The organism is Methylomonas sp. Uni0009 (assembly GCF_054188105.3).
The window spans coordinates 2764197-2784968 of the sequence record NZ_JBTAFN010000001.1 but is presented as its reverse complement, the minus strand read 5'-3'; the positions used below and the strand labels follow the sequence as shown (position 1 = coordinate 2784968).

Annotated in this window: 19 protein-coding genes; 6 read left to right on the top strand and 13 right to left on the bottom strand. The window is 51.9% G+C overall.

Annotated features, from left to right (window positions below):
• Positions 1-235: 235 nt before the first annotated feature.
• Together ACWAU0_RS13105 and ACWAU0_RS13100 are read left to right on the top strand one after the other, a co-directional pair.
• The gene (locus tag ACWAU0_RS13105) at positions 236-4309 is read left to right on the top strand and encodes a response regulator (protein WP_458136930.1); all 4074 of its coding nucleotides are present in this window, start codon (positions 236-238) and stop codon (positions 4307-4309) included.
• Complete coding sequence (locus ACWAU0_RS13100; RefSeq protein WP_458136929.1) at positions 4302-5465, top strand: HD domain-containing phosphohydrolase; 1164 nt, start codon at positions 4302-4304, stop codon at positions 5463-5465. Before ACWAU0_RS13105 ends, ACWAU0_RS13100 begins: the two co-directional genes overlap by 8 nt.
• Positions 5466-5688: 223 nt before the next feature.
• Here the strand turns inward: ACWAU0_RS13100 and ACWAU0_RS13095 are convergent, their stop codons facing one another.
• Positions 5689-6390 (bottom strand): TPR end-of-group domain-containing protein, encoded by a 702-nt coding sequence (locus ACWAU0_RS13095; protein ID WP_458136928.1) that lies wholly within the window; start codon positions 6388-6390, stop codon positions 5689-5691.
• 83 nt (positions 6391-6473) lie between these two features.
• Between ACWAU0_RS13095 and ACWAU0_RS13090 the strand changes: the two genes are divergently transcribed.
• The gene (locus tag ACWAU0_RS13090) at positions 6474-6800 is read left to right on the top strand and encodes a DUF2288 domain-containing protein (RefSeq protein ID WP_445368359.1); all 327 of its coding nucleotides are present in this window, start codon (positions 6474-6476) and stop codon (positions 6798-6800) included.
• On the opposite strand, the gene ACWAU0_RS13085 is transcribed toward ACWAU0_RS13090, so the two are convergent.
• The gene (locus ACWAU0_RS13085; protein ID WP_240618108.1) at positions 6742-7401 is read right to left on the bottom strand and encodes an HvfX family Cu-binding RiPP maturation protein; all 660 of its coding nucleotides are present in this window, start codon (positions 7399-7401) and stop codon (positions 6742-6744) included. The two genes, ACWAU0_RS13090 and ACWAU0_RS13085, sit on opposite strands and share 59 nt — an antisense overlap.
• A 111-nt stretch (positions 7402-7512) precedes the next feature.
• On the opposite strand from ACWAU0_RS13085, the gene ACWAU0_RS13080 reads away from it, so the two are divergent.
• The gene (locus ACWAU0_RS13080; RefSeq protein ID WP_523070800.1) at positions 7513-7788 is read left to right on the top strand and encodes a cupin domain-containing protein; all 276 of its coding nucleotides are present in this window, start codon (positions 7513-7515) and stop codon (positions 7786-7788) included.
• A gap of 51 nt (positions 7789-7839) precedes the next feature.
• Here the strand turns inward: ACWAU0_RS13080 and ACWAU0_RS13075 are convergent, their stop codons facing one another.
• Positions 7840-9135, bottom strand: a complete 1296-nt coding sequence (locus ACWAU0_RS13075; protein ID WP_458136926.1) for a DEAD/DEAH box helicase — start codon at positions 9133-9135, stop codon at positions 7840-7842.
• Between the two features lie 150 nt (positions 9136-9285).
• On the opposite strand from ACWAU0_RS13075, the gene ACWAU0_RS13070 reads away from it, so the two are divergent.
• Positions 9286-9648: a PilZ domain-containing protein gene (locus ACWAU0_RS13070; protein ID WP_033155569.1), complete on the top strand. Its 363-nt coding sequence runs from the start codon at positions 9286-9288 to the stop codon at positions 9646-9648.
• A gap of 53 nt (positions 9649-9701) precedes the next feature.
• On the opposite strand, the gene rapA is transcribed toward ACWAU0_RS13070, so the two are convergent.
• Positions 9702-12464: an RNA polymerase-associated protein RapA gene (gene rapA / locus ACWAU0_RS13065; RefSeq protein ID WP_458136925.1), complete on the bottom strand. Its 2763-nt coding sequence runs from the start codon at positions 12462-12464 to the stop codon at positions 9702-9704.
• 198 nt (positions 12465-12662) lie between these two features.
• Here rapA and ACWAU0_RS13060 point away from each other — a divergent pair, with 198 nt between their 5' ends.
• Positions 12663-13100 (top strand): NUDIX domain-containing protein, encoded by a 438-nt coding sequence (locus ACWAU0_RS13060; protein ID WP_458136924.1) that lies wholly within the window; start codon positions 12663-12665, stop codon positions 13098-13100.
• Between the two features lie 44 nt (positions 13101-13144).
• Here the strand turns inward: ACWAU0_RS13060 and dapB are convergent, their stop codons facing one another.
• The 9 genes from dapB to ACWAU0_RS13015 form a co-directional block, all read right to left on the bottom strand.
• Positions 13145-13951 (bottom strand): 4-hydroxy-tetrahydrodipicolinate reductase, encoded by an 807-nt coding sequence (dapB, locus tag ACWAU0_RS13055; protein ID WP_458136923.1) that lies wholly within the window; start codon positions 13949-13951, stop codon positions 13145-13147.
• Positions 13952-13954: 3 nt separating this feature from the next.
• A complete protein-coding gene (gene dnaJ, locus ACWAU0_RS13050) occupies positions 13955-15094 on the bottom strand; it encodes a molecular chaperone DnaJ (protein ID WP_101054857.1) in 1140 nt (379 codons plus the stop codon).
• Between the two features lie 44 nt (positions 15095-15138).
• Positions 15139-15444 carry a type II toxin-antitoxin system RelE/ParE family toxin gene (locus ACWAU0_RS13045; protein ID WP_458136922.1) on the bottom strand — a complete coding sequence of 102 codons (306 nt, stop codon included), beginning with the start codon at positions 15442-15444 and terminating at the stop codon, positions 15139-15141.
• Complete coding sequence (locus tag ACWAU0_RS13040) at positions 15429-15617, bottom strand: hypothetical protein (RefSeq protein WP_458136921.1); 189 nt, start codon at positions 15615-15617, stop codon at positions 15429-15431. Before ACWAU0_RS13040 ends, ACWAU0_RS13045 begins: the two co-directional genes overlap by 16 nt.
• 248 nt (positions 15618-15865) lie before the next feature.
• Entirely contained in the window at positions 15866-15958 is a 93-nt protein-coding gene (locus tag ACWAU0_RS13035; RefSeq protein WP_458139229.1) for a DUF4160 domain-containing protein, read from the bottom strand.
• A gap of 575 nt (positions 15959-16533) precedes the next feature.
• The gene (dnaK, locus tag ACWAU0_RS13030; protein WP_319963103.1) at positions 16534-18468 is read right to left on the bottom strand and encodes a molecular chaperone DnaK; all 1935 of its coding nucleotides are present in this window, start codon (positions 18466-18468) and stop codon (positions 16534-16536) included.
• Positions 18469-18539: 71 nt separating this feature from the next.
• Positions 18540-19178 carry a nucleotide exchange factor GrpE gene (gene grpE / locus ACWAU0_RS13025; protein ID WP_319963102.1) on the bottom strand — a complete coding sequence of 213 codons (639 nt, stop codon included), beginning with the start codon at positions 19176-19178 and terminating at the stop codon, positions 18540-18542.
• A gap of 50 nt (positions 19179-19228) precedes the next feature.
• On the bottom strand, positions 19229-20269 hold the full coding sequence (hrcA, locus tag ACWAU0_RS13020) for a heat-inducible transcriptional repressor HrcA (protein ID WP_458136920.1): 1041 nt from the start codon (positions 20267-20269) through the stop codon (positions 19229-19231).
• 353 nt (positions 20270-20622) lie between these two features.
• Positions 20623-20757, bottom strand: a complete 135-nt coding sequence (locus tag ACWAU0_RS13015; protein WP_256438894.1) for a hypothetical protein — start codon at positions 20755-20757, stop codon at positions 20623-20625.
• Positions 20758-20772: the final 15 nt, after the last annotated feature.

Here is a 20772-nt window from a genome sequence, read left to right as displayed (position 1 = left end):
CCTTTACCCGTATGCGTTCGGTTTTCTCGTTTCAAGATTAGCCGAGTTCTGATATGGCAAGGCGGCGCAAAATAAGTCTTTCGAATTGTTGTTACGTCAGGATTGCATAGAGCCGTTCACGAGGGAACTCGACTCGCGCCGGTTTATGCGCGGCCATCTCAACGGCTCACTTTGAGTCCTCGGCTTTTTAGCAATTGCCGAATTTAGGTGATAATTTATAGCCGGGAGTGGGCACATGAAACAACGTTTTCCAAGAATATCGGCATTTGGGTTGGCAATCGCCGCTGGCTTGGTCGGTATCTTGGGATTTGTGGCGCTGATGGGCTTGAGCCTGCAGCAAGAGCGCGATAACCACATAGAACACGCGCGTATCGAAACAGCAAATATCGCTCTGGTTCTGGAGGGGCATGCGCTGGCCACCCTACAAAAAATCGATCTGATTCTGAAAGATATTCAGGGGCATATTCGACCCGAGGATATGCGCAGCAGCCAATTCGATAACGCCGTTGAAAACCATGCTATGCAAGCCTTACTGCAGGAAAAGGCCGACGATATTCAGCAAGCGGCGGTGATCGAGATCGGCGGAATCCAGATATTCAATACCAACGGCGATTGTATCTACAGTTCTATCGATGCTCAGCCAGCCATCAATGTCGCCGACAAAGAAAGCTTTCAATTTCATAGGGATCATCGCCAGACTGGCTTACACATTTCCCCGCCGGAAATATCGCGTACTCTGGGCATCTGGCATATCTCCCTGACCCGGCGTATCGATTTTCCCGACGGCGGCTTTGCCGGATACGTTAACGTCATCGTGCAATTGAGTTCGTTCGAAAGTTTTTACGCGACGTTGAACCTTGGCGAGCAAGGTGCGGTGTTACTCCGCGACGAACAGATGAGGCTTTGGGCACGCCATCCGCATCTGGAAGCCAATCTAGGCAAAACCATGCCTAACCACCCCCTGCACCAATACATCGCCCAGGGTATGACCCACGGCTCCTATCTACAGCCCGGCCCTGGCGATGGCGTCAAACGCCTCTATAGTTTTCGGCGGGTCGGCGATTATCCCTTGTACGTGTTGGCCGCCATCGCCGAACAGGATTATCTGGCCGAGTGGCGAAAACATTTGGTTTGGTACGGCACGGCCGGACTCGTCATCTTGATCGCTTCGTTAGTGTTGGCCTTGGTTGCGCGACACAGCCGCTTGAAATGGCAGAACAACGAAAGGAATTACCGCTACATCATCGAGAATGCACCGGTCGGCATTTTTCAGAGAAATTTTGAAGGTCAGTTTAGCTTTCTAAATCTCACTTTGGCACGCCAATTGGAATGCGACTCCGTCGATACCTTTCTGCAACGTTATGTTCCGGCCGAGAAGCTGTGGGCCGATCTCAATCAATTGAAGTTGTTTTATCAGTTGCTGCAGACAAATAAAGAGGTACGCGGCTTTGAAGCGCAAGCGGTGCTCATAACCGGGCAAACCAAATGGTTCTCGATGTCCGCCTACCTGGATGAAGAAAGCGGACAGATCAACGGTTTTACACTCGACATTACCGAACGCAAGCAAGTCGAAGAACAGCTCAAAACATCGGAAGAGCGTCTGCGTTTGACGATGGATGTGGCACAAATCGGCGTTTTCGATTGGGATGTCAAAAAAGACAGTTTCGAGGTGTCACCGATTTATTTCACGATGCTAGGCTACCAGGCGAAACCCGGTCCGGGTGATCGTAACGAATGGCTGGAGCGGCTCCATCCGGACGACAGGGCCGACATCGCCGAAAAAATTGGTGCCGTACTGTCGAAACGGGCCAATGCCTACAGTTACGAAGCCAGGATGCGCCATGCCAACGGCACCTATCGCTGGATAAGTGTTAAAGCGTTCTGCGTGCAGCGAGGCGAAGACGACATGGTCACCCGCATCCTGGGCATACGCATGGACATCACCGACCGCAAACGCTACGAAGTCGAATTGGAGCACTACAAAAATCATCTCGAACACTTGGTAAATGAGCGCACGACGGAGTTGTTGGACGCCAGAAAACAAGCCGACAATGCCAACCTGGCCAAATCCGATTTCTTGGCGAACATGAGCCACGAAATACGTACCCCGATGAACGCCATCATCGGCCTGACGCAACTGGCGCTGGATACCGAGCTGAACCAGAAGCAACGCGATTACCTCGGCAAGGTATTGAATTCGTCGCGAGCCTTGCTGGGTATTCTCAATGACATTCTCGATTACTCGAAAATCGAAGCCGGGCGCATAGACATCGAGGCCATCGAATTCAACTTGGAAGAAATACTACGGGCGACGGCAGACTTGTTCTCCCTACGTGCCGATGAAAAAGGCCTCGAGCTGTTCATCGATATGGCGTTAGATGTGCCCGATCAGCTGCTGGGCGACCCGCTCCGCCTCAGCCAGATCATTAACAACCTGGTCGGCAATGCCATTAAATTCACGCAACATGGCGAAGTCCACCTTCGCGTCGAGGCACAGGAAAGGACGGACGATGCCATACGCCTGCGTTTTGCGGTGAGAGATACCGGCATCGGCATCACGGCCGAACAAGCCGGTCAGCTGTTTCAGCCTTTCGCGCAGGCCGACGCCAGTATCACCCGCAAATTCGGCGGCACCGGCTTGGGGCTGACGATCTCGAAACGCCTGGTGGAATTGATGGAGGGAGAAATCACCCTGGAGAGCGAACCCGAATCCGGCAGTACCTTTGCCTTTACGGTTCGACTAGGCCTACCGGCCGGCATTTCGTCAAGCGTGCAGACACCGGGCCGGCGTTTGCAGGATTTACACCCCATGCGCACCCTGGTAGTCGACGATCAGGAAACCTCGCTGACGATACTGCGCTCGATTTTGGAAGCGTGGCAGTTCGAGGTGGCGACGGCCCGGTCGGGCGAAACAGGTTTGCGCTTGTTCACCGAAGCGGCGCGATCCGGCAAACCCTTCGAGCTGTTGTTATTGGATTGGAAAATGCCCGGCATGAACGGTCTGGAACTGGCCGAGACCATAGCCGATAGCGAGCATAACAGCCGGCCGCCAATATCCATCATGATCACGGCTTATGAGCACGAGGCGCTGGCCAAGTCGGCCGGCAACATTCGGGTGGATGCGATCATCGCCAAGCCGGTCACTCCCTCCAGCCTGCTCAACACCCTGGTTCAACTGCAACGAAACGAAACCAGCCAGCCTGTTCCCGTCGCCGAAGTTTTCAACGCCACCCGAACCACGCTAGCAGCCATCCGTAGCGCTCGGATCTTGCTGGTCGAGGATAATAAACTCAATCAACAGGTGGCACAGGAATTTCTCATTAAAGGCGGATTGGAGGTCACGACTGCCAACAATGGCCTGGAGGCCTTGGATTGGCTGGAGAAATCCAATTTCGATGCGGTGTTGATGGACCTGCATATGCCGGTGCTTGACGGCCTGGAGGCCGCCCGTAGGATTCGCCAATCGGCGGCGTTAAAGGAATTACCCATCATCGCGATGACCGCGGCGGCGATGAATCAGGATAAAGAGGCCTGCTTTGCGGCCGGCATGAATGACCACATCGCCAAACCTGTCGAACCGGAAGAACTTGCCAATGCATTGGCGAGGTGGATCAAACCCAAATCCGCTGCGGCGCAACAGGAAAAAGCTGTCGAGATTTGCCCGGATACCGAGGCAATTGCCAAACTCGAGAGCAATCTGCCAGGCGTGGCGGTGCAAGCGGCTTTGGCCCGACTGGGAGGCAACATCGCCCTTTACCGGCGCCTATTGCTGGCGTTTGCCGAGCAGCATCGGAACGCTGCAACGCTATTGCACCAACGGCTTGCCGATGGCGATTCGGAGCAACTGTTTTTACTCGCTCACAGCCTGAAAGGCGAGGCCGGCAATTTAGGCCTCGGCGCGCTTCAAGCCTCGGCCGACCGACTGTGCCGCATGCTCAAAGGCGGAGAGGAGAGGAATTTGACGGCGCAAACGGAACTACTTGCACAGGAATGCGAGGCGGCACTCCTGTTATTGAGTCAATCCTTAGAAGATGCTGACGATAGGCGGCTTGCCTTATCGGTTAATTCAGAAAAACAGTTTAAACATGCCAATCTGCTGCCCGACCTACAGAAATTGCTTCGCCAATTGAAAACTAAGAATCTGGATGCCCGGTATTCGGTCACCGATCTCGCCCACAAGATAGGCGATCATGAACTCGCCTTGGAATTTGCGGAAATTGCGCAAGCGACACAAGAATTGCGCTACGATGCAGCATTGATTGCATTAGAGAAACTCTTAGAGGGCAATAGCTGGACAGACCATGAATAGCCAAGATAAACGACCGAAAATACTGATCGTAGACGACTCCTTAAATAACATCGAGGTGTTGAGCAACATCTTGGGCAAGGGATACAGCACCCGCTTTGCCAGCGATGGCTCCGAGGCTTTGGCGCTGATCGGCCGCGACGCGCCGGACCTGATATTACTGGATGTCGTCATGCCGGGTATCGACGGCTTCGAGGTTTGTAAGCAACTTAAAGCCAACCTCGCGACTCGTGATATTCCGGTGATTTTTCTGACCAGCTTGGATAGCGCCGTGGACGAGGAGTGCGGTCTGTCACTGGGCGCCGAGGATTTTATTCACAAACCGGCATCCGCGCCGGTGGTGTTGGCCCGGGTCCGTAATCATCTGGCCCTGGCCACCACCAGGCGCGAGCTGAAACAGCATAACGACAATCTTGAGCAATTGGTGGCCGAGCGCACGGCAGAGTTGTTCCGCAAAGATCGGCAGCTGATCGCCGCGCAAAGCTCCATCATCGCGGCTTTTTGTGCCTTGGCGGAGGTCAGGGACAACGAGACCGGCAACCATATACGCCGTACCCAACGATACGTGCAGTTGTTGGCCGAACGGTTGCGCACCAATGCTCGCTATAGTCTCACCGATGGCGACATCGAACTGTTGTTTAAATCCGCGCCTCTGCACGACATCGGCAAGGTTGCCATTCCCGATGCGATACTGCTTAAGCCGGGAAAACTATCACCGGATGAATGGACGATTATGAAAACGCACTGCGCGGAGGGAAGGTCTGCCATCTTGTCGGCGGCGCGGGATTTTGGCGACAGCGACTGGTCATTTTTAAATTACGCGGTGGAGATCGCTTATTGCCACCATGAAAGGTGGGATGGCGCCGGTTATCCGCAAGGGCTTTCCGGAGAGCAAATCCCGCTGAGCGCCCGTTTGATGGCAGTCGCCGACGTTTACGACGCTCTGATCAGCAAACGGGTTTATAAAGAAGCGTATCCCCACGAAGAAGCGGTGCGGCTGATCGCTAAAGGCCGGGGAACGCACTTCGATCCGGATGTCACCGATGCCTTTTTGGCTATCGCCGAGGCATTCGATGAAACCGCTCAGCGCTACAAGGATGTCGGCGACGCCAAGCCTGCCATGGAAACCAAAGCGCATTCGCTATCAGCTAAATCCTGAAAGACATAGCAATGTTCATATTTCCGGCACAACAAACAACCTGGACGGAAAAACCCGATTAATGCCAACGTGCATCAAATAGCTTGCTTTCGTCCCCTATCCGCGGACAAAAACGGATTGGCTATATGGAAAACCGCGCAGATGGTCAATCTGGCTCATTCAGACCTAAAACCCCGCTAAGCCTTGGCCCGCAAGGGTATTCAAGTTTGAATGGCCTAATAACTTATGAGTAGTAATCAAAATCCTCTTTTTTCTCTATCTTGAAGCCCGGCTCGACATTGATTTCAATATCCTTGAGTTTGGTTTTTTCCGGGGCCGGCGTAGCGCGTACCTCCTCCATAAACGCCTTGAACCAAGGGGCATTAATCACGCCGGCCATATCGTCGTCTTGCAATATATTTTGTTCGTCGGGCAAACTGCCAAAGTCCCTGGCGGTTTGCAACGCAGCCAAGCAGGCATCGTTATCGCCGCGCAACGCATAAACGCAGGCCAAATTATAAGCCGCACTGCCTTTTTGAATAGCACAGGCCTTTTCGAAAAAATCTTCCGCCAACTCGTATAGATCGGGTTTGGCTGCTTCCGAGCTAATGCGAGCCAATTCCATAAACGCTACGCCGCCGTCTATCGCCGCCCCTAAATAGTTAGGCGAAATCAGCAAGCAAAAAGAAAACTTGGAAATGGCGTCTTCGTAAATTTCAATAGCGGCTTTCGGCTCCTGAGTCCGGGCCTCGTGCAATAAACCAAAACCCCAGTGATACAGCGCTTCGGAAACAATCAAATGGTCGGCGATGACATTAGCAAAGCCTTGATACGCACCCTTGTATAGTTGCTCGGCTTTGCTGCCTTCGCTTTTACGGGCCTGGGCAACTTGCTTGATCGCCGCGTCCAGGGTGGAACGCTTTTTAAATGAACTCAATAGCGACATCGATGAATCCTCACTTCTGTTTTATAAACCGGGTTACGATAAAATAGCTGGGCATACTACAACATCCCAACCGGAAAATGTTAATGAACGACTCTCTCCCCGATCTGGAAAAAGCCAAGGTGAATTTGGAAACCTCGTCCATTCCCTGGGCCGAGTTGCAACGATTTTTCGCGGCCGGCCTGGCAATCTCGGTTGCAAAGGATCTGGATCTGGTAGAAGTGGCTTATCAGTTCTCGCGCGACAACAAGGCGCAAGTTGAGCAATGGCTGGAAGCCGGCCTAATCGGTCATGTTTCGGATCGACAGGCCGGCGAATGGATCAGTGCCAACAGTTCGGTGTGGGCTGTGGTGGTCAGGCCCTGGGTGTTAGTTCAGGCAAATACTTGCGCGCCAGCCAGTAATCCACACTGACAAACCGGCCGCCGCCCAGGAAAAACAAAGCCAACAACATGACGAAATAGGTGGCGGCAAACTCTATCCCGTTATTCAGTATCACCAAGGCGCCGTTCTCGGTCAGCCATTGATAGTCGCCCTGCACCTGTAAAATTTCCTTGGCCCGCTCCAGTCGCTCAATCGCGCCTATCGTGCGCTCGGTGGCAAAAATGCCGCTACCGGCCGCAATGGCCAACCAGCCGTTTTGGAGATGCGCGCTGACCGCTGCGACCACCATGATGATCATCAATGGCAAAGTGATAGGCCGGGTGGCAAAACCTAACAGTAAAAACAAGGCGCCGACGATTTCAAATAGCGCGACCAGAAACACCAACACATACGGCGCCGGCAAACCCAAGCCCCATTCAGCATTACCAAACCACTCGGCCGTGTCGGAAAAATTGGCAAATTTTTTGGTACCCGCCATCCAAAATACCGGCGCCAAATACAGCCGCAGCAACAGCGGCGCCAAAAAGTCCACGCATTTAGCAGTATCGCAACTGCGTTGCGACAGTTGCATAATCCCCGGTAGCTTATCGATAACCACCGCCATTAACGCAGTAAAAGACGTATTATTCATTTTCATTCCCCTCCCCCAATTTTTTATTATGTACCCGCTTTTATGAACATTAGCAGTTCGTGCATTTTTACAGACATTCCAGCTCAGTTGCCAATAGAATTATGCCAAACCTTGTTTAGCAAGCCTACTATTCGCATTGAACGCATCGTTTCCAAGGGTCATTGCAGCCCCGAAAACGAGTGGTACGATCAAAATCAGGACGAGTGGGTAATATTGTTACAAGGCGAAGCCAGACTGACATTTGCCCAATCCGCACCAGTCGATCTTAAGCCCGGCGACTATCTGCTGATTCCAGCGCATTGCCGGCATAGGGTGGATTGGACCCATCCGGACATTGAGTCGATATGGCTGGCAATCCATATGTTCGCAGAGCCGGTCGCGGAATAAACCGGCATTCGGGGAGAGACGAATGCCGTGCCCATGACCGGTCACGACAAATCAAATTGATTTGCGGGGCTTGGCCGTTTGCGCACGCGGTTTGCGCGAATTCGGCGCTCGTTTAGCCGACTCCCCTGCCCGGCCATTATGCGGCCGTCTGGCCGCCGGCTTGTTCGGCTGAGCCGGTTTCGGCTGCGGCTTGCTATTGGTCACAGCCAAAGATACCCTCGGATAGCCGGTATCGTCGACTCGCGGAATCTGCCTTTTCAACAGTTTTTCGATGGCAGCCAACAAGTACGCCTCTTCCGGATCAACCAGCGAAATTGCCTGCCCTTCAGCGCCAGCTCGGCCGGTACGGCCGATACGATGCACATAATCTTCCGCAACTTGCGGCAAATCGAAGTTCACCACATGCGGTAATTGATCGATGTCCAGGCCGCGCGCGGCAATGTCGGTGGCAATCAACGCGGTAATGGAACCGCTTTTAAAATCTTCAAGCGCCCTCACCCTGGCCCCCTGGCTTTTATCTCCGTGCAAGGCCGCGCAACGGATGCCATCCTTGATCAACTGCTTGGCCAAACGATCCGCGCCATGCTTGGTGCGGACGAACACCAACACCTGCTGCCAATGGCCGTTGCCTATCAGGTAGGACAGCAATTCGCGTTTATATTCGCGCTGAATGCCGTAGACCAACTGCGAGACGGTATCGGCGGCGGCATTACGTTTTGCGACAGCGATTTCAACTGGATCGGTGAGTATTTGTTCGGCCAGCGCGCTAATTTCCGGGGCATAGGTCGCCGAGAACAGCAGGTTCTGGCGTTTATTGGGCAGCAAAGCGATGATTCGACGAATATCGCGGATAAAACCCATATCCAGCATTCGGTCGGCTTCATCGAGTACGAAATGCTCGACCTTCGACAAATCCAGATGTTGTTGCTGAATCAAATCCAGCAAACGGCCGGGCGTGGCGACGACAATATCGGTGCCGCGCTGGATCTTCTGAATCTGCGGGTTGATACTGACGCCGCCAAAAATCGCCTCGGCAAAAAAAGGTAAATGCTTGCCATAGGTTCTGACGCTTTCATAAACCTGCATCGCCAATTCGCGGGTCGGCGTTAAAATCAAGACCCGAACCGGACGCGGCTTCTGCGGAACCGGTTGTGCTTGCAACAGCTGCAGGAGAGGCAAGGTAAATCCGGCAGTTTTGCCGGTGCCGGTTTGCGCCCCGGCCAGCACATCGCGGCCTTGCAAAATGACCGGAATAGCCTGCGCCTGAATCGGTGTGGGAGTTTCATAGCCTTGTTCGGCAACCGCCTTAAGAAGCTGCTCGGACAAACCCAATTCTGAAAATAACATGCAATAACCTTATTTTATGCCCGCAATTAACGGGTGTATGAATAGAAAAGATATGGCATGATGGGCACGCCACAGTAGCAAAAACTGACTTTGCACCTACACTAAATCCTCAATAGCATTACCGCAATTCTTCAGCAGAGGCCACAACACATGAGTTTCGAAAAACGAATTCACCGTAGAGTAAAACCTAGAGGCCTGCAGGCCGGCATTATTTTCAATAGCAGAACACCCCGGGAAATTTCGCTGAATGCGGAAATTCTGGACATCAGCTATAGCGGCATCCGGGTTAAGCTTCAAGACCCCATCAGTCCCGATGTTGCCGGCAAAGTTAAAATCACCATGGTATTGCCTGAATCCGGAACGCCGTTCAGTGTACACGGCATTCTGAAACATCAACATGTCGATTCGGAATGCGGCTTACACTACGTAGACCACGTCGAAGGTTCTATCGACGATCTGATGTTTGAATGCGTGGAACTGGACGACACCACCGTGCTGATCAAAACCGCTTAATCGTCATCCCGGCACAAAACAGCACCTGCTCGCCGTAAATCGCTGTCGGCAAGTTAGCTGGTAATCACAAACCGCACCGCATCCAGCCGCAACTGAGTTTCCTGTATGCTTTCGTGCGAGAGCATGGTCGTCTCCTTGAGTTGCTCTATTTCCTGCTCCTTGATGCCGGGATTGATCTTTTTCAGCCGCACCAGTCGTTTGATTTCCCCGGTTAGCGTGGCTATCATCAGATTACTGCTTTCCGCTATCAACTTCTGCATTTGCGCGCCCACCAACTGCTCCGCGACTTTGATCATATCCTGAATATGCTGGCGTTGACTGTTCAAAAACTGGCTGATTTGCGCCTTATCAAAGCTATCGCCGGTCTCGACCAAGCTGTCGTGGCTAATAACAGCCGTTAGATCCTTTTTATTTTGATCGACCAAAACGCGCAGCGGCGTGTGCGGTAAAAATCGGCCGATTTGCAATTCGGCGGGCGCGCTGCATTCCGCAACAAACAACAACTCCAGCAGGAATTGACCGGCTTTCAGTTTTGGATGTTTGACCACGCTGACCGCGGCATTGCCGGTCTCGCTGGATAGCACCAAATCCATGGCCGACAACACCATAGGATGTTCGGCGGTCAAAAATTGCATGTCTTCCCTGGCCAACGCGATGTCTCGGTTGATCGTTACCGTCAGGCCGTCGTCCTGCAGCATCGGAAAATGGGCGATGCGCAGATTTTCGCTGGGCCAGAGGATATGACAATCGCGCGAATGGTCTTCAACATCGACGCCATAACAGTCGAACATCGCTTCCATAAACGGCCACAAACTACCGTCGCGTTCGCCGGCACTGATCTCTTCCACCAGGCGTGCGGCTTCTTGCGGGCGGCAAGAATTCAGTTCCAGCAGCAAATCGCGGCCTTTATGCAATTCCTCTTCAACTTGGCTGTTCAGAGCCTTGGTGCGGGCGATCAAAGCGTCTACTACCGCCACATCGCGGCTGAGCAATGCGCTGTCACGAGCATCGCCGAGCAACTTCAAGACTTGTGCGGCACCCGAACAATTATGCCGGAATGCGTCCAGACCCTCGTCGTACCAACGGAATAATACGTGCTGAGCACTATCGAGCAGATAAGGGATATGAATTTGAATCACATGCTTCTGGCCGATTCGATCCAGACGACCGATGCGCTGCTGCAACAAATCCGGATTTTCCGGCAAATCAAACAAAAACAGATGCCGCACGAATTGAAAATTGCGCCCTTCACTGCCGATCTCGGAACAAATCAACACTTGCGCGCGGCTCTCTTCATCGGCGAAAAATGCCGCCGCCCTATCCCGCTCGACGATACTCATGCCTTCATGAAACACTGCGGCGGTATGCCCGACGTGCTGCCGTAATAATTGCTCCAGCTGGATCGCGGTTTCCGCGCGTTTGCAGATTAATAAGGCCTTTTCGTCGCCCAAGGCCTTCAACTGCCCAACCAGCCAATGCAGATAAGGGCTGTTGGCTAAGTACGCCGTGTCCTCACCTTGCAGCGGATAAGCATGGCGTTGCCGGTCCGGAAAGCCCTGCACGGTTTGCCGTGAGTTTCTGAACAAAATCCGGCCGGTGCCATGATGATCGAGCAACAACTTGATCAACTCTTCCCGTGCATTCGCTTCGCTGTCGTTAACCTGTTGCAGCAGTTTGTCGACATTGTCCTGTTTTAATAAAACTTTCAATTGCTCCTGATGTTCGGCATCCAGCGCTTCGCCGGAAATCAGCAAATTCGCCAGTCTGGCTACCGGCTCAAACTGGCTTTCTTCGCGCAGGAATTCTTCAAAACGGTAAAAGCGATCCGGATCGAGCAAGCGCAAACGCGCAAAATGACTTTCCTTACCTAATTGCTCGGGCGTAGCGGTCAACAGAATCAGGCCGGGAGATGCCAATGCCAATTGCTCGACAAATAAATAGTCGGCACTGGGTGCGTCTTCGCTCCATTCCAGATGATGTGCTTCGTCAACTACCACCAGATCCCAACCTGCATCCAAAGCTTGTTGCTGGCGATGCGGAGAATCGGCAAAGAAGCGCTGGCTGCACAGCACTAATTGTTCGCTGAGAAACGGGTTCTCGTCGGGACTGGCAAAGCAACGGCTTTCGTCGAAAATGCTGAAACGCAGATTGAAGCGGCGCAGCATCTCCACCAACCATTGATGCAACAGGCTTTCCGGTACCAAAATCAACACCCGCTTGCTTAAGCCGTTAATCAAGCGATGCTGGATGATTAAACCGGCTTCGATGGTTTTACCCAAACCCACTTCGTCGGCCAGCATAATCCGCGGCAAGGCGCGACTGGCGGCTTGATGGGCGATATACAGCTGATGCGGAATCAGCGAAGCCCGTGCGCCCTTCAAACCTTTGGTCGCGGCTTGTTGGTGCTGTTGCTGGCGCCGCCAGGTTTCGTAGCGCAATAAAAACCAGGCCGTCGGGTCGAACTGGCCGGTAAATAAACGATCTTGCGGTTTGTTAAACTGAATATGATGGTTAAGCTCCATCTCGTCGATTTGCTGCAGCTGACCGTCTTCATCGATACCGATGTAAGTTAACAAGCCATTGTGTTGTTGCACCTGCTGCACGCTAATCTTGGCGTAATCCGCCGATTCGATCATGTCGCCCTCATTGAACTGCACCCGGGTCAACGGCGCGTTATCTCTGGCGTAAACCCGGCGGTCGCCGGTCGCTAAAAATAGCACGGTGACGCGGTTAAACTCGGTGTCTATGACCATACCCAAACCGAGTTCCGATTCGGTATTACTAATCCAGCGTTGGCCGGGAATAAACTCATTCATGTTTAGATTCTTGGAAATTTGATTCGACTTTAAAAGCGCCGTGTAAAGCGGCTGGGATGATATGAAAAGCCGATTAATTCATGATTAATTGGTCGAGGAAAAAACATCGAGAATTTCAGCAACGCTTGAAAACATGGTTAAATTTAGCAGAACACGCCTATTTTCAATGCACTAAAACTCATCATTTTCAGGAATGCCATGGCAAAGCCCGTCACCCCCTTGTTAGCCGCCGATATTTTGATCGAACTGATCGACCATCCCCAGCGTCCCTTCGTGTTGATAGAGCGAAAATATCCACCCTATGGCTGGGCAGTACCCGGCGGGTTTGTCGATGTCGGCGAAACGATTGAGCACGCGGCCATCCGCGAAGCTAAGGAAGAAACCTGTCTGGATGCACAACTAACCGTACTGCTGGGCCTTTACTCCAATCCACAACGCGACCCACGCAACCACACCGTCACCGCTGTCTACCTGGCGCAAGCGCATGGCACACCGATGGCGGCCGACGATGCTAAAAACTTTGGTTTATTCAACTTCGACAATCTGCCCAGCCTGCTGGCTTTCGATCACGCTCAGGTTATCGCGGATTACCGGCATTATAAACTGACTGGCGAGGTAACGCCTCTACGAATATAAGTCTTAGCTGATTCAGCGGCGTGCAGACAATGTTTAAGACCTGATCAGCCTTTCAGACCCAACACATCCTGCATATCGAACAGGCCGCTTTGTTTGTCCGCCAACCAAGCCGCGGCTCTTACCGCGCCATTGGCGAAGGTCATACGGCTGGTGGCTTTATGGGTAATTTCCACTCGTTCACCTTCATCGGCAAACATCACGGTATGCTCACCGACTATATCGCCGGCCCGGATAGTGGAAAAGCCGATGGTTTTGCGGTCGCGAGCGCCGGTATCGCCTTCGCGGCCATAGATGGCACAGTCTTTCAAATCGCGCCCCAAGGCTGCGGCAACTACCTCGCCCATCCGCAACGCGGTACCGGACGGCGCATCGACCTTGTGGCGGTGATGTGCCTCAATTACTTCGATGTCGGTGTAATCACCCATCACCTTGGCGGTCATTTCCAGCAACTTTAAGGACAGATTGACGCCGACGCTGAAATTGGGTGCGATGACTATTGCCACATCCTGGGCAGCCTCAGCAATCGCGGCTTTTTGCGCCTCGCTATAGCCGGTCGTCCCTATCACTATTTTTTTGCCGGCCTGCCGACAGATTTCGACGTAATCCATCGACGCATCGGGCCGGGTGAAGTCGATCAATACGTCAAATTTATTAGTCAGAGCAGCCAAGTCGTCGCAGACTTTAATACCTGCCGCTGACACACCGGCCAGTTCGCCGGCATCCTTGCCCAGTGCCAAGCTATCGGGGCGGGATACCGCTACCGTCAACTCAGCATTTTCCGCCGCCAGCGCGGCTTTGAGCAAGCACAGACCCATGCGCCCGGAAGCGCCCACTATCGCGATCCGCACCATGGCTTACCCTGTTAATTTGTCGAAGAAGTTTTTCACGCCATCCATCCAGCCATGCTCTTGCGGACTGTGGTGTTTGCCGCCGCCGGATAAGGATTCGCCCAACTTCTCGATCATGGCTTTTTGATCTTTGGTCAGATGTACCGGGGTTTCCAGTTGCACCTTGCACAACAAATCACCGACCGCGCCGCCCCTAACCGGCTTCACACCTTTGCCGCGCAAACGGAACATGCGTCCGGTTTGGGTTTCCGGCGGAATTTTCAACATGACCTTGCCGTCCAGCGTAGGTACTTCAAGTTCGCCACCCAAACAGGCCATCGGGAAACTGATCGGCACTTCGCAATACAAATTGGCACCGTCGCGGGTGAAGATAGGATGATCCTTGACCTGCACTTGTACATATAAGTCCCCGGCTGGTCCACCGTTCGCACCCGCCTCGCCCTCGCCGGCCAAACGAATCCGGTCGCCGGTATCCACGCCGGCCGGCACTTTGACGTTGAGGGTTTTGGTTTCCTGCACGCGGCCTTGACCATAGCATTTTGGACAAGGATCCTTGATCTGCTTGCCAGTACCGCGGCAGGTCGGACAGGTTTGTTGCACCGAGAAAAAGCCTTGTTGCATCCTGACTTGGCCGTGACCATGACAGGTGTTACAGGTGACCGGGCTGCTACCTTTTTTAGCGCCGCTGCCGTTACACTCGGTGCAAGCCACCAATACCGGTACCTTGACTGTGGCTTCGGTCCCGCCAACCGCTTCTTCCAGAGTCAGTTCCAGGTTGTAACGCAAATCGGCGCCGCGTTGCACACTGCTGCGCTGCTGCCGACCGCCACCGAAAATATCGCCGAACACATCCCCGAAGATATCGCTAAAGTTTTCCGCGCCACTGAAGCCGCCTCGACCACCACCCATCGAAGAATCGACGCCAGCATGGCCAAATTGATCATAAGCCGCGCGTTTTTTTGGGTCGGATAAAATCTCGTATGCTTCCTTAACCAGCTTGAATTTCTTCTCTGCTTCTTCCGGATTATCCTTGTTTCTGTCGGGATGAAATTTCATCGCCATCTTGCGATAGCTCTTCTTGATTTCGGCTTCGCTCGCGTTGCGATCCAGTTCCAGCAGTTTGTAAAAATCTTCTTTTGCGGCCATTTTAATTAGTGAGTTTTTATTACTTTTTATTGAACATTATTCAATCAGTTAAAACGTTCAGAGATATTTTCCAACAATCGTTTACCATGAATCACAGCGACGACGGTAATTTGCATTTCATCAATCTTATAAACCAGCCGATAGCTGTATACAAACCGTTCTCTGATATTTTTATCGCCAACTTCAGGCACAATTCTGCCTGTTTCCACTGCCGCTGGAATTCGCTTTGCAGTACCCAATACCTTACGGACAACCGAACGGGCATAAAACAAGGAATCCCTGGCTATATAGTCTCTAATAGAATTTAAATCTTCGATAGCTTCCGGAGACCAGCTTAATCTTCGAGCCATTTTTCAAACTGCTTTTCGACTTCGTCATGAGGGATAACGCCTTCGGTTTCTGCCCTAGTTATTCCCTGTTGGATTTTAGCGATGACATACAAATGGTATTGAATATCTTCATAACTGCTTTCTTCGGGCAGCCTATTCAATAATTCTTTGACTTCCGTAACAGCAGTTTGCATATCTACCTCGCAAAAACAAAAAAGTACGCGGTGCGTATCCTACGTCACTAAAAATATTAATACTTCGATTCATCCAACCTCGTGTAAATGCGTTCTCACCGAATCGATTTATACCAACCAATTTGGAATCAAGGTAGCTCCGATTAGCGATAGCGTAACGGACCTACGCAGGCTTCACTTTCGATTGTCGAGACGTCACAAAACCCTTCGTTCGCAACCGACAGTCAAAAAGGTACGCGGTGCGTACCCTACAAAACTACCAGAATAATTTCGGCCTTCGCTTCCCGCCCCTGACATTTGCCGTGAACATGAACGGGTTCGTGTTCATTGGCATAAAACATCACAATTAAACCGAAATATTCGTATAGTTTTGGCATTGCCGGTCTTGCCTGTATTTCTGCCGAATTCGGTTTATTCAATGTAGGATGGGCTGACGCCAGGAAGCCCATCGTTTGCAAAAGGTCCGCGGTGTGAGTACCCTACATGACTAATCTGACCTAAGAGGGCTTAATACGGCGCAATGCCCGTTGGTTATTGCGCCCTACCGGACTAGTCTGTCGACTCCAAAACATAACCTAACATTCCATCGGGTATATAAGGTCGTACGGCCTCGAAAACCAAGCGCTTTCCGTTGTGATAAATAGTGTATTTCCCAGGGGCTCTTACATTTGGCGAAATGACTCTCGCATCGTAATTATTCTGTTGCCAAGACTCCGGTCCACCCGGGCCAGTTATTGCAATCGGCGATTTCCTGGAAAAAATAAACTCACATTTTTCCAATCTTCCATTGATTTCAACTTCTGAATTCATTTCGTTAATATTCAGTTATATTGGTACACACATAAAGCGGAAGCTACTAAGCATTCCGCTTATGTTTACAACTTATGGCTTGACTGACAGCCATCCGCCCTACACCTTATTTCTTATCGTCCTTAACTTCTTCAAATTCCGCATCGACCACGTTGTGGTCATGCTCCGCGGCAGCTTCCGCCGCGCCTGCGGCATGACCGCCCTCAGCACCGCCTTCCGCACCTTTCTGTGCGTAAACGCGCTCCGCCAATTTGCCGGACAACTCGGTCAAGGCATGGGTTTTGGCTTCAATTGCATCTTTGTCGTCGGATTTGAGCACTGCTTGCAGGTCTTTGATCGCCGATTCGATGGCCGATTTTTCGTCGCCGGCTACTTGATCGCCCAGTTCTTTCAGCGACTTTTCGGTGGCGTGAATCATGCCTTCAGCGGAGTTACGCGCGGACACCAGTTCTTTCAGTTTGCGGTCTTCGTCCGCGTGCGCTTCGGCGTCCTTGATCATGCGTTCGACTTCGTCGTCCGACAAACCGCTGGAGGCTTTAATCACGATGGATTGTTTTTTGCCGGTAGCTTTGTCTTTCGCCGATACGTTCAAGATACCGTTGGCGTCGATGTCGAACGACACTTCGATTTGCGGAATGCCGCGCGGCGCTGGCGGAATATCCTGCAAGTCAAAACGACCCAAAGATTTATTACCCGCAGCAACTTCCCGCTCACCTTGCAACACGTGCACGGTGACCGCAGTTTGGTTGTCGTCCGCAGTCGAGAAGGTTTGCGAAGCATTGGTCGGGATCGTGGTGTTTTTCTCGATCAACTTGGTCATTACACCGCCCAGGGTTTCGATACCCAAAGACAGTGGCGTAACGTCCAGCAACAATACGTCTTTTACGTCGCCGCCCAATACGCCGGCTTGAATTGCCGCACCCAGAGCTACCGCTTCGTCAGGGTTAACGTCTTTGCGCGGCTCTTTACCAAACAACTCTTTAACGAAGGCTTGCACTTTCGGCATCCGGGTTTGACCGCCGACCAAGATCACGTCGTTGATTTTAGATGTCGAAATACCGGCATCTTTAATCGCTTGCAAGCAGGGACCTTTGGTTCTTTCGATCAGCTCGTCCACCAGCGATTCCAGTTTGGCGCGGGTCAGTTTCACATTCAAATGTTTCGGACCGGACGCATCGGCGGTGATGTACGGCAGATTGATGTCAGTTTGTTCAGCTGATGACAACTCAATTTTGGCTTTTTCCGCAGCTTCTTTCAGACGTTGCAGCGCCAATGGATCGTTGTGCAGATCGATGCCGCTATCGCGTTTAAATTCGCCAGCCAGGAAATCGATGATCCGCAAGTCAAAGTCCTCACCGCCCAGGAAAGTATCGCCGTTGGTGGCCAATACTTCGAACTGGTGTTCGCCTTCGATTTCGGCAATTTCGATGATGGAAATATCGAAAGTACCGCCGCCTAGGTCATAGACCGCAATGGTAGTGTCGCCTTTCGGTTTGTCCATACCGAACGCCAGCGCCGCCGCAGTCGGCTCGTTGATAATACGTTTCACATCAAGACCGGCGATACGGCCGGCGTCTTTAGTCGCTTGACGTTGCGAGTCGTTGAAGTACGCAGGCACGGTGATGACCGCTTCGGTGACTTCTTCGCCCAAAAACGCTTCCGCGTCTTTTTTCAGTTTCATCAGCACCCGTGATGATACTTCCGGCGGCGCCATTTTTTTACCGTGACATTCCACCCAGGCGTCACCGTTATTGGCTTCCATAATTTTATAAGGCACCATTTTGATGTCTTTTTGTACCGCGTCTTCTTTAAAACGGCGGCCGATCAAGCGTTTGATCGCGAACAAGGTATTTTCAGGGTTGGTCACCGCCTGACGCTTGGCGGACTGACCGACCAACACTTCGTTGTCGCCGGTGAAAGCGATGATGGAAGGCGTGGTGCGCGCGCCTTCGCTGTTTTCGATAACCCGCGCGGTGCCGTTTTCCAGGACTGCGACGCAGGAGTTGGTGGTTCCTAAATCGATGCCGATCATTTTGCCCATTGATATTCTCCAGACTTGAATTGGTAATAAATTAAAAAGTTGTTAGCGATATGCGGTTGATCGTCTTAATTTCAAGCCTGCTCATCGATTTTTGCGCTATCGGCTGGTTTGTCCTCGGCTTTCGCCACCACCACCATGGCAGGGCGCAATAAACGGCCGTTCAACACATAGCCTTTTTGGAAGACGTTTAATACGGTATTGGGTTGGGCGGTGGCACTTGGCTGCATGACCATCGCTTGGTGCAATTCCGGATTGAATGCTTGACCGATGGGGTCGACGGTTTCGATATTAAATTTGGCAAATACCGACTCGAATTGTTTGATGGTCAATTCACTGCCTTCGCGTAGTTTCACTATCTCCGGGCTATCGCCGGTTGCCGCTTGCAGGCCTAATTCCAAACTATCCAGAACACTCAGCAATTCTTTCGCAAATTTGGCCAGACCGTATTTGCGTTCGTCGTCCAAGTCTTTTTGCACGCGCTTTTTTAAATTTTCCATCTCGGCCATCGTGCGGATGGCTTTATCCAGATTCGCAGCAGCTTGTTGCTGAGCCTGCTCCAATTGTTCCTGCAAGGCTTCCACAGTGACTGGGGCGGCACCAGAGGCTTCGGTTGACTGTTCGTCGGCGTCGATTGGCTTGGTTTGTTCCAAAACTTCGGCGATCAAATCGCTATCCGATTGGGGTTCGTGGCTAGATTGCTGATGACTCATTACTTACTCCATGGTTCTAAATTTTTTAGTTGGCCTAACGATAGGGCCATTTATTTCGGATTCAAGGCCGCGCCCAATAATTTTGCCGTCACATCCACGAACGGAATCACTTTTTCATACGCCATTCGGGTGGGGCCGATCACGCCCAACACCCCCACCACTTCGTCATTCACTGAATAAGGCGCCGTCACCAGGCTGCAATGATCGAATGCGCTATAGCCGGACTCTTCACCGATAAAAATCTGCACGCCTTCGGCCTGTAGACACTGATCCAATAAATGAATGACGCCGCGCTTTTGGCTAAAAGCTTCGAACAACTGTTTGAGTCGTTCCATATCCGACAACTCGGAAAAGCCCATTAGATTGGTTTCGCCGCTCAACACATAGTCGTCGTTGGGTTGTTCGCTGAAGGTCAGCTGCGCCATGTTCACCGCGTCCATCATGCCTTGATTGACCTGCCGCTGATCGAGCTCCATCTCCCGCACCACCAAATCGCGAATTTTCGCCAAGCTGCGGCCGGAATAAACCGAATTCAAATAGTTGGCAGCCTGTTGTAATTCCGCAGGACTGAATTGCTTGTGGGTATGAATAATTTTATTGTGCACTTCCTGGTCGTCAGTGACGAAAATCACCAACACTCGGGTATTGGACATCGGCAGGAATTCGATATGCCGCAATGTGACGCTTTCTCGGCGCGGCAAAGTCACCACGCCGGCCATCCTCGTCACGTCTGACAGCAATTTAGAAGCCTTGCTCAACACGTCGCTGGCTTTATCCGCCTCGCCTTTCAGGCCATGTTGCAGTTGATCCAATTCGCTGGATGCCAGCGGCTTGACGGTTAACAAACTGTCGACAAATAAACGATAGCCGCTCACGGTCGGGACTCGGCCGGCGGATGTGTGCGGGGAATGGATCAAACCCATCTCTTCCAGATCCGCCATCACATTGCGAATGCTGGCGGGGCTCAGCTTTAACTGCGGATCTTTAGATAACAAACGCGAACCAACAGGCTGACCGTCCTGAATATAACGCTCAACCAAGGTTTTTAATAAATACAGCGATCTTTCGTTTAAATCTTGTCCGCCAGCCACGTCATCCCCCAAATTCCGTTAGCACTCGATATTGGTGAGTGCCAGACAGCAAAGCTATCAGCTGGGTTCGGCCTTGTCAACGGCTTGAACAGGTTATGAATAAACTAAGCGCAGCCAGCACAATCAAGGGCTGGGATTGAATATCCGAAGCCCCCGTGTCGTGGAGAACGGATCGATGGGCAGTTTGTTCAGGAATTACGATTTTTAGATGTATCTTCGATATTGCCCAACAACCGGCAATAAAAAACCCTGCAAGTCTGGGACTTGCAGGGTTCTAATTCGATCTAGCGTTTGCTTATCCGGACTGTATGGCAGGAACGCAAACGGCCAATAAACCGCAACCGCCAGTGGTCTCAAGCCCCCATTTGGGAGAAAGACAACACATAGTAGCTATAGTAGGCAACGACAAAAAACAACAATACATTCAATAACTTTTCTACTCTGCTGTATTGCTCTTGTTGATATTTTTTACCATTTTTTATTCTCATTTTGTCCTCCTGTCG

Bases quoted from the DNA above. Each gene is read 5' to 3' on its own strand.
- ACWAU0_RS13105 (WP_458136930.1), top strand. From the start codon at position 236: ATGAAACAACGTTTTCCAAGAATATCGGCATTTGGGTTGGCAATCGCC.
- ACWAU0_RS13100 (WP_458136929.1), top strand. From the start codon at position 4,302: ATGAATAGCCAAGATAAACGACCGAAAATACTGATCGTAGACGACTCC.
- ACWAU0_RS13095 (WP_458136928.1), bottom strand. From the start codon at position 6,390: ATGTCGCTATTGAGTTCATTTAAAAAGCGTTCCACCCTGGACGCGGCG.
- ACWAU0_RS13090 (WP_445368359.1), top strand. From the start codon at position 6,474: ATGAACGACTCTCTCCCCGATCTGGAAAAAGCCAAGGTGAATTTGGAA.
- ACWAU0_RS13085 (WP_240618108.1), bottom strand. From the start codon at position 7,401: ATGAATAATACGTCTTTTACTGCGTTAATGGCGGTGGTTATCGATAAG.
- ACWAU0_RS13075 (WP_458136926.1), bottom strand. From the start codon at position 9,135: ATGTTATTTTCAGAATTGGGTTTGTCCGAGCAGCTTCTTAAGGCGGTT.
- ACWAU0_RS13070 (WP_033155569.1), top strand. From the start codon at position 9,286: ATGAGTTTCGAAAAACGAATTCACCGTAGAGTAAAACCTAGAGGCCTG.
- rapA (WP_458136925.1), bottom strand. From the start codon at position 12,464: ATGAATGAGTTTATTCCCGGCCAACGCTGGATTAGTAATACCGAATCG.
- ACWAU0_RS13060 (WP_458136924.1), top strand. From the start codon at position 12,663: ATGGCAAAGCCCGTCACCCCCTTGTTAGCCGCCGATATTTTGATCGAA.
- dapB (WP_458136923.1), bottom strand. From the start codon at position 13,951: ATGGTGCGGATCGCGATAGTGGGCGCTTCCGGGCGCATGGGTCTGTGC.
- dnaJ (WP_101054857.1), bottom strand. From the start codon at position 15,094: ATGGCCGCAAAAGAAGATTTTTACAAACTGCTGGAACTGGATCGCAAC.
- ACWAU0_RS13045 (WP_458136922.1), bottom strand. From the start codon at position 15,444: ATGGCTCGAAGATTAAGCTGGTCTCCGGAAGCTATCGAAGATTTAAAT.
- ACWAU0_RS13040 (WP_458136921.1), bottom strand. From the start codon at position 15,617: ATGCAAACTGCTGTTACGGAAGTCAAAGAATTATTGAATAGGCTGCCC.
- ACWAU0_RS13035 (WP_458139229.1), bottom strand. From the start codon at position 15,958: ATGTTTTATGCCAATGAACACGAACCCGTTCATGTTCACGGCAAATGT.
- dnaK (WP_319963103.1), bottom strand. From the start codon at position 18,468: ATGGGCAAAATGATCGGCATCGATTTAGGAACCACCAACTCCTGCGTC.
- grpE (WP_319963102.1), bottom strand. From the start codon at position 19,178: ATGAGTCATCAGCAATCTAGCCACGAACCCCAATCGGATAGCGATTTG.
- ACWAU0_RS13015 (WP_256438894.1), bottom strand. From the start codon at position 20,757: ATGAGAATAAAAAATGGTAAAAAATATCAACAAGAGCAATACAGCAGA.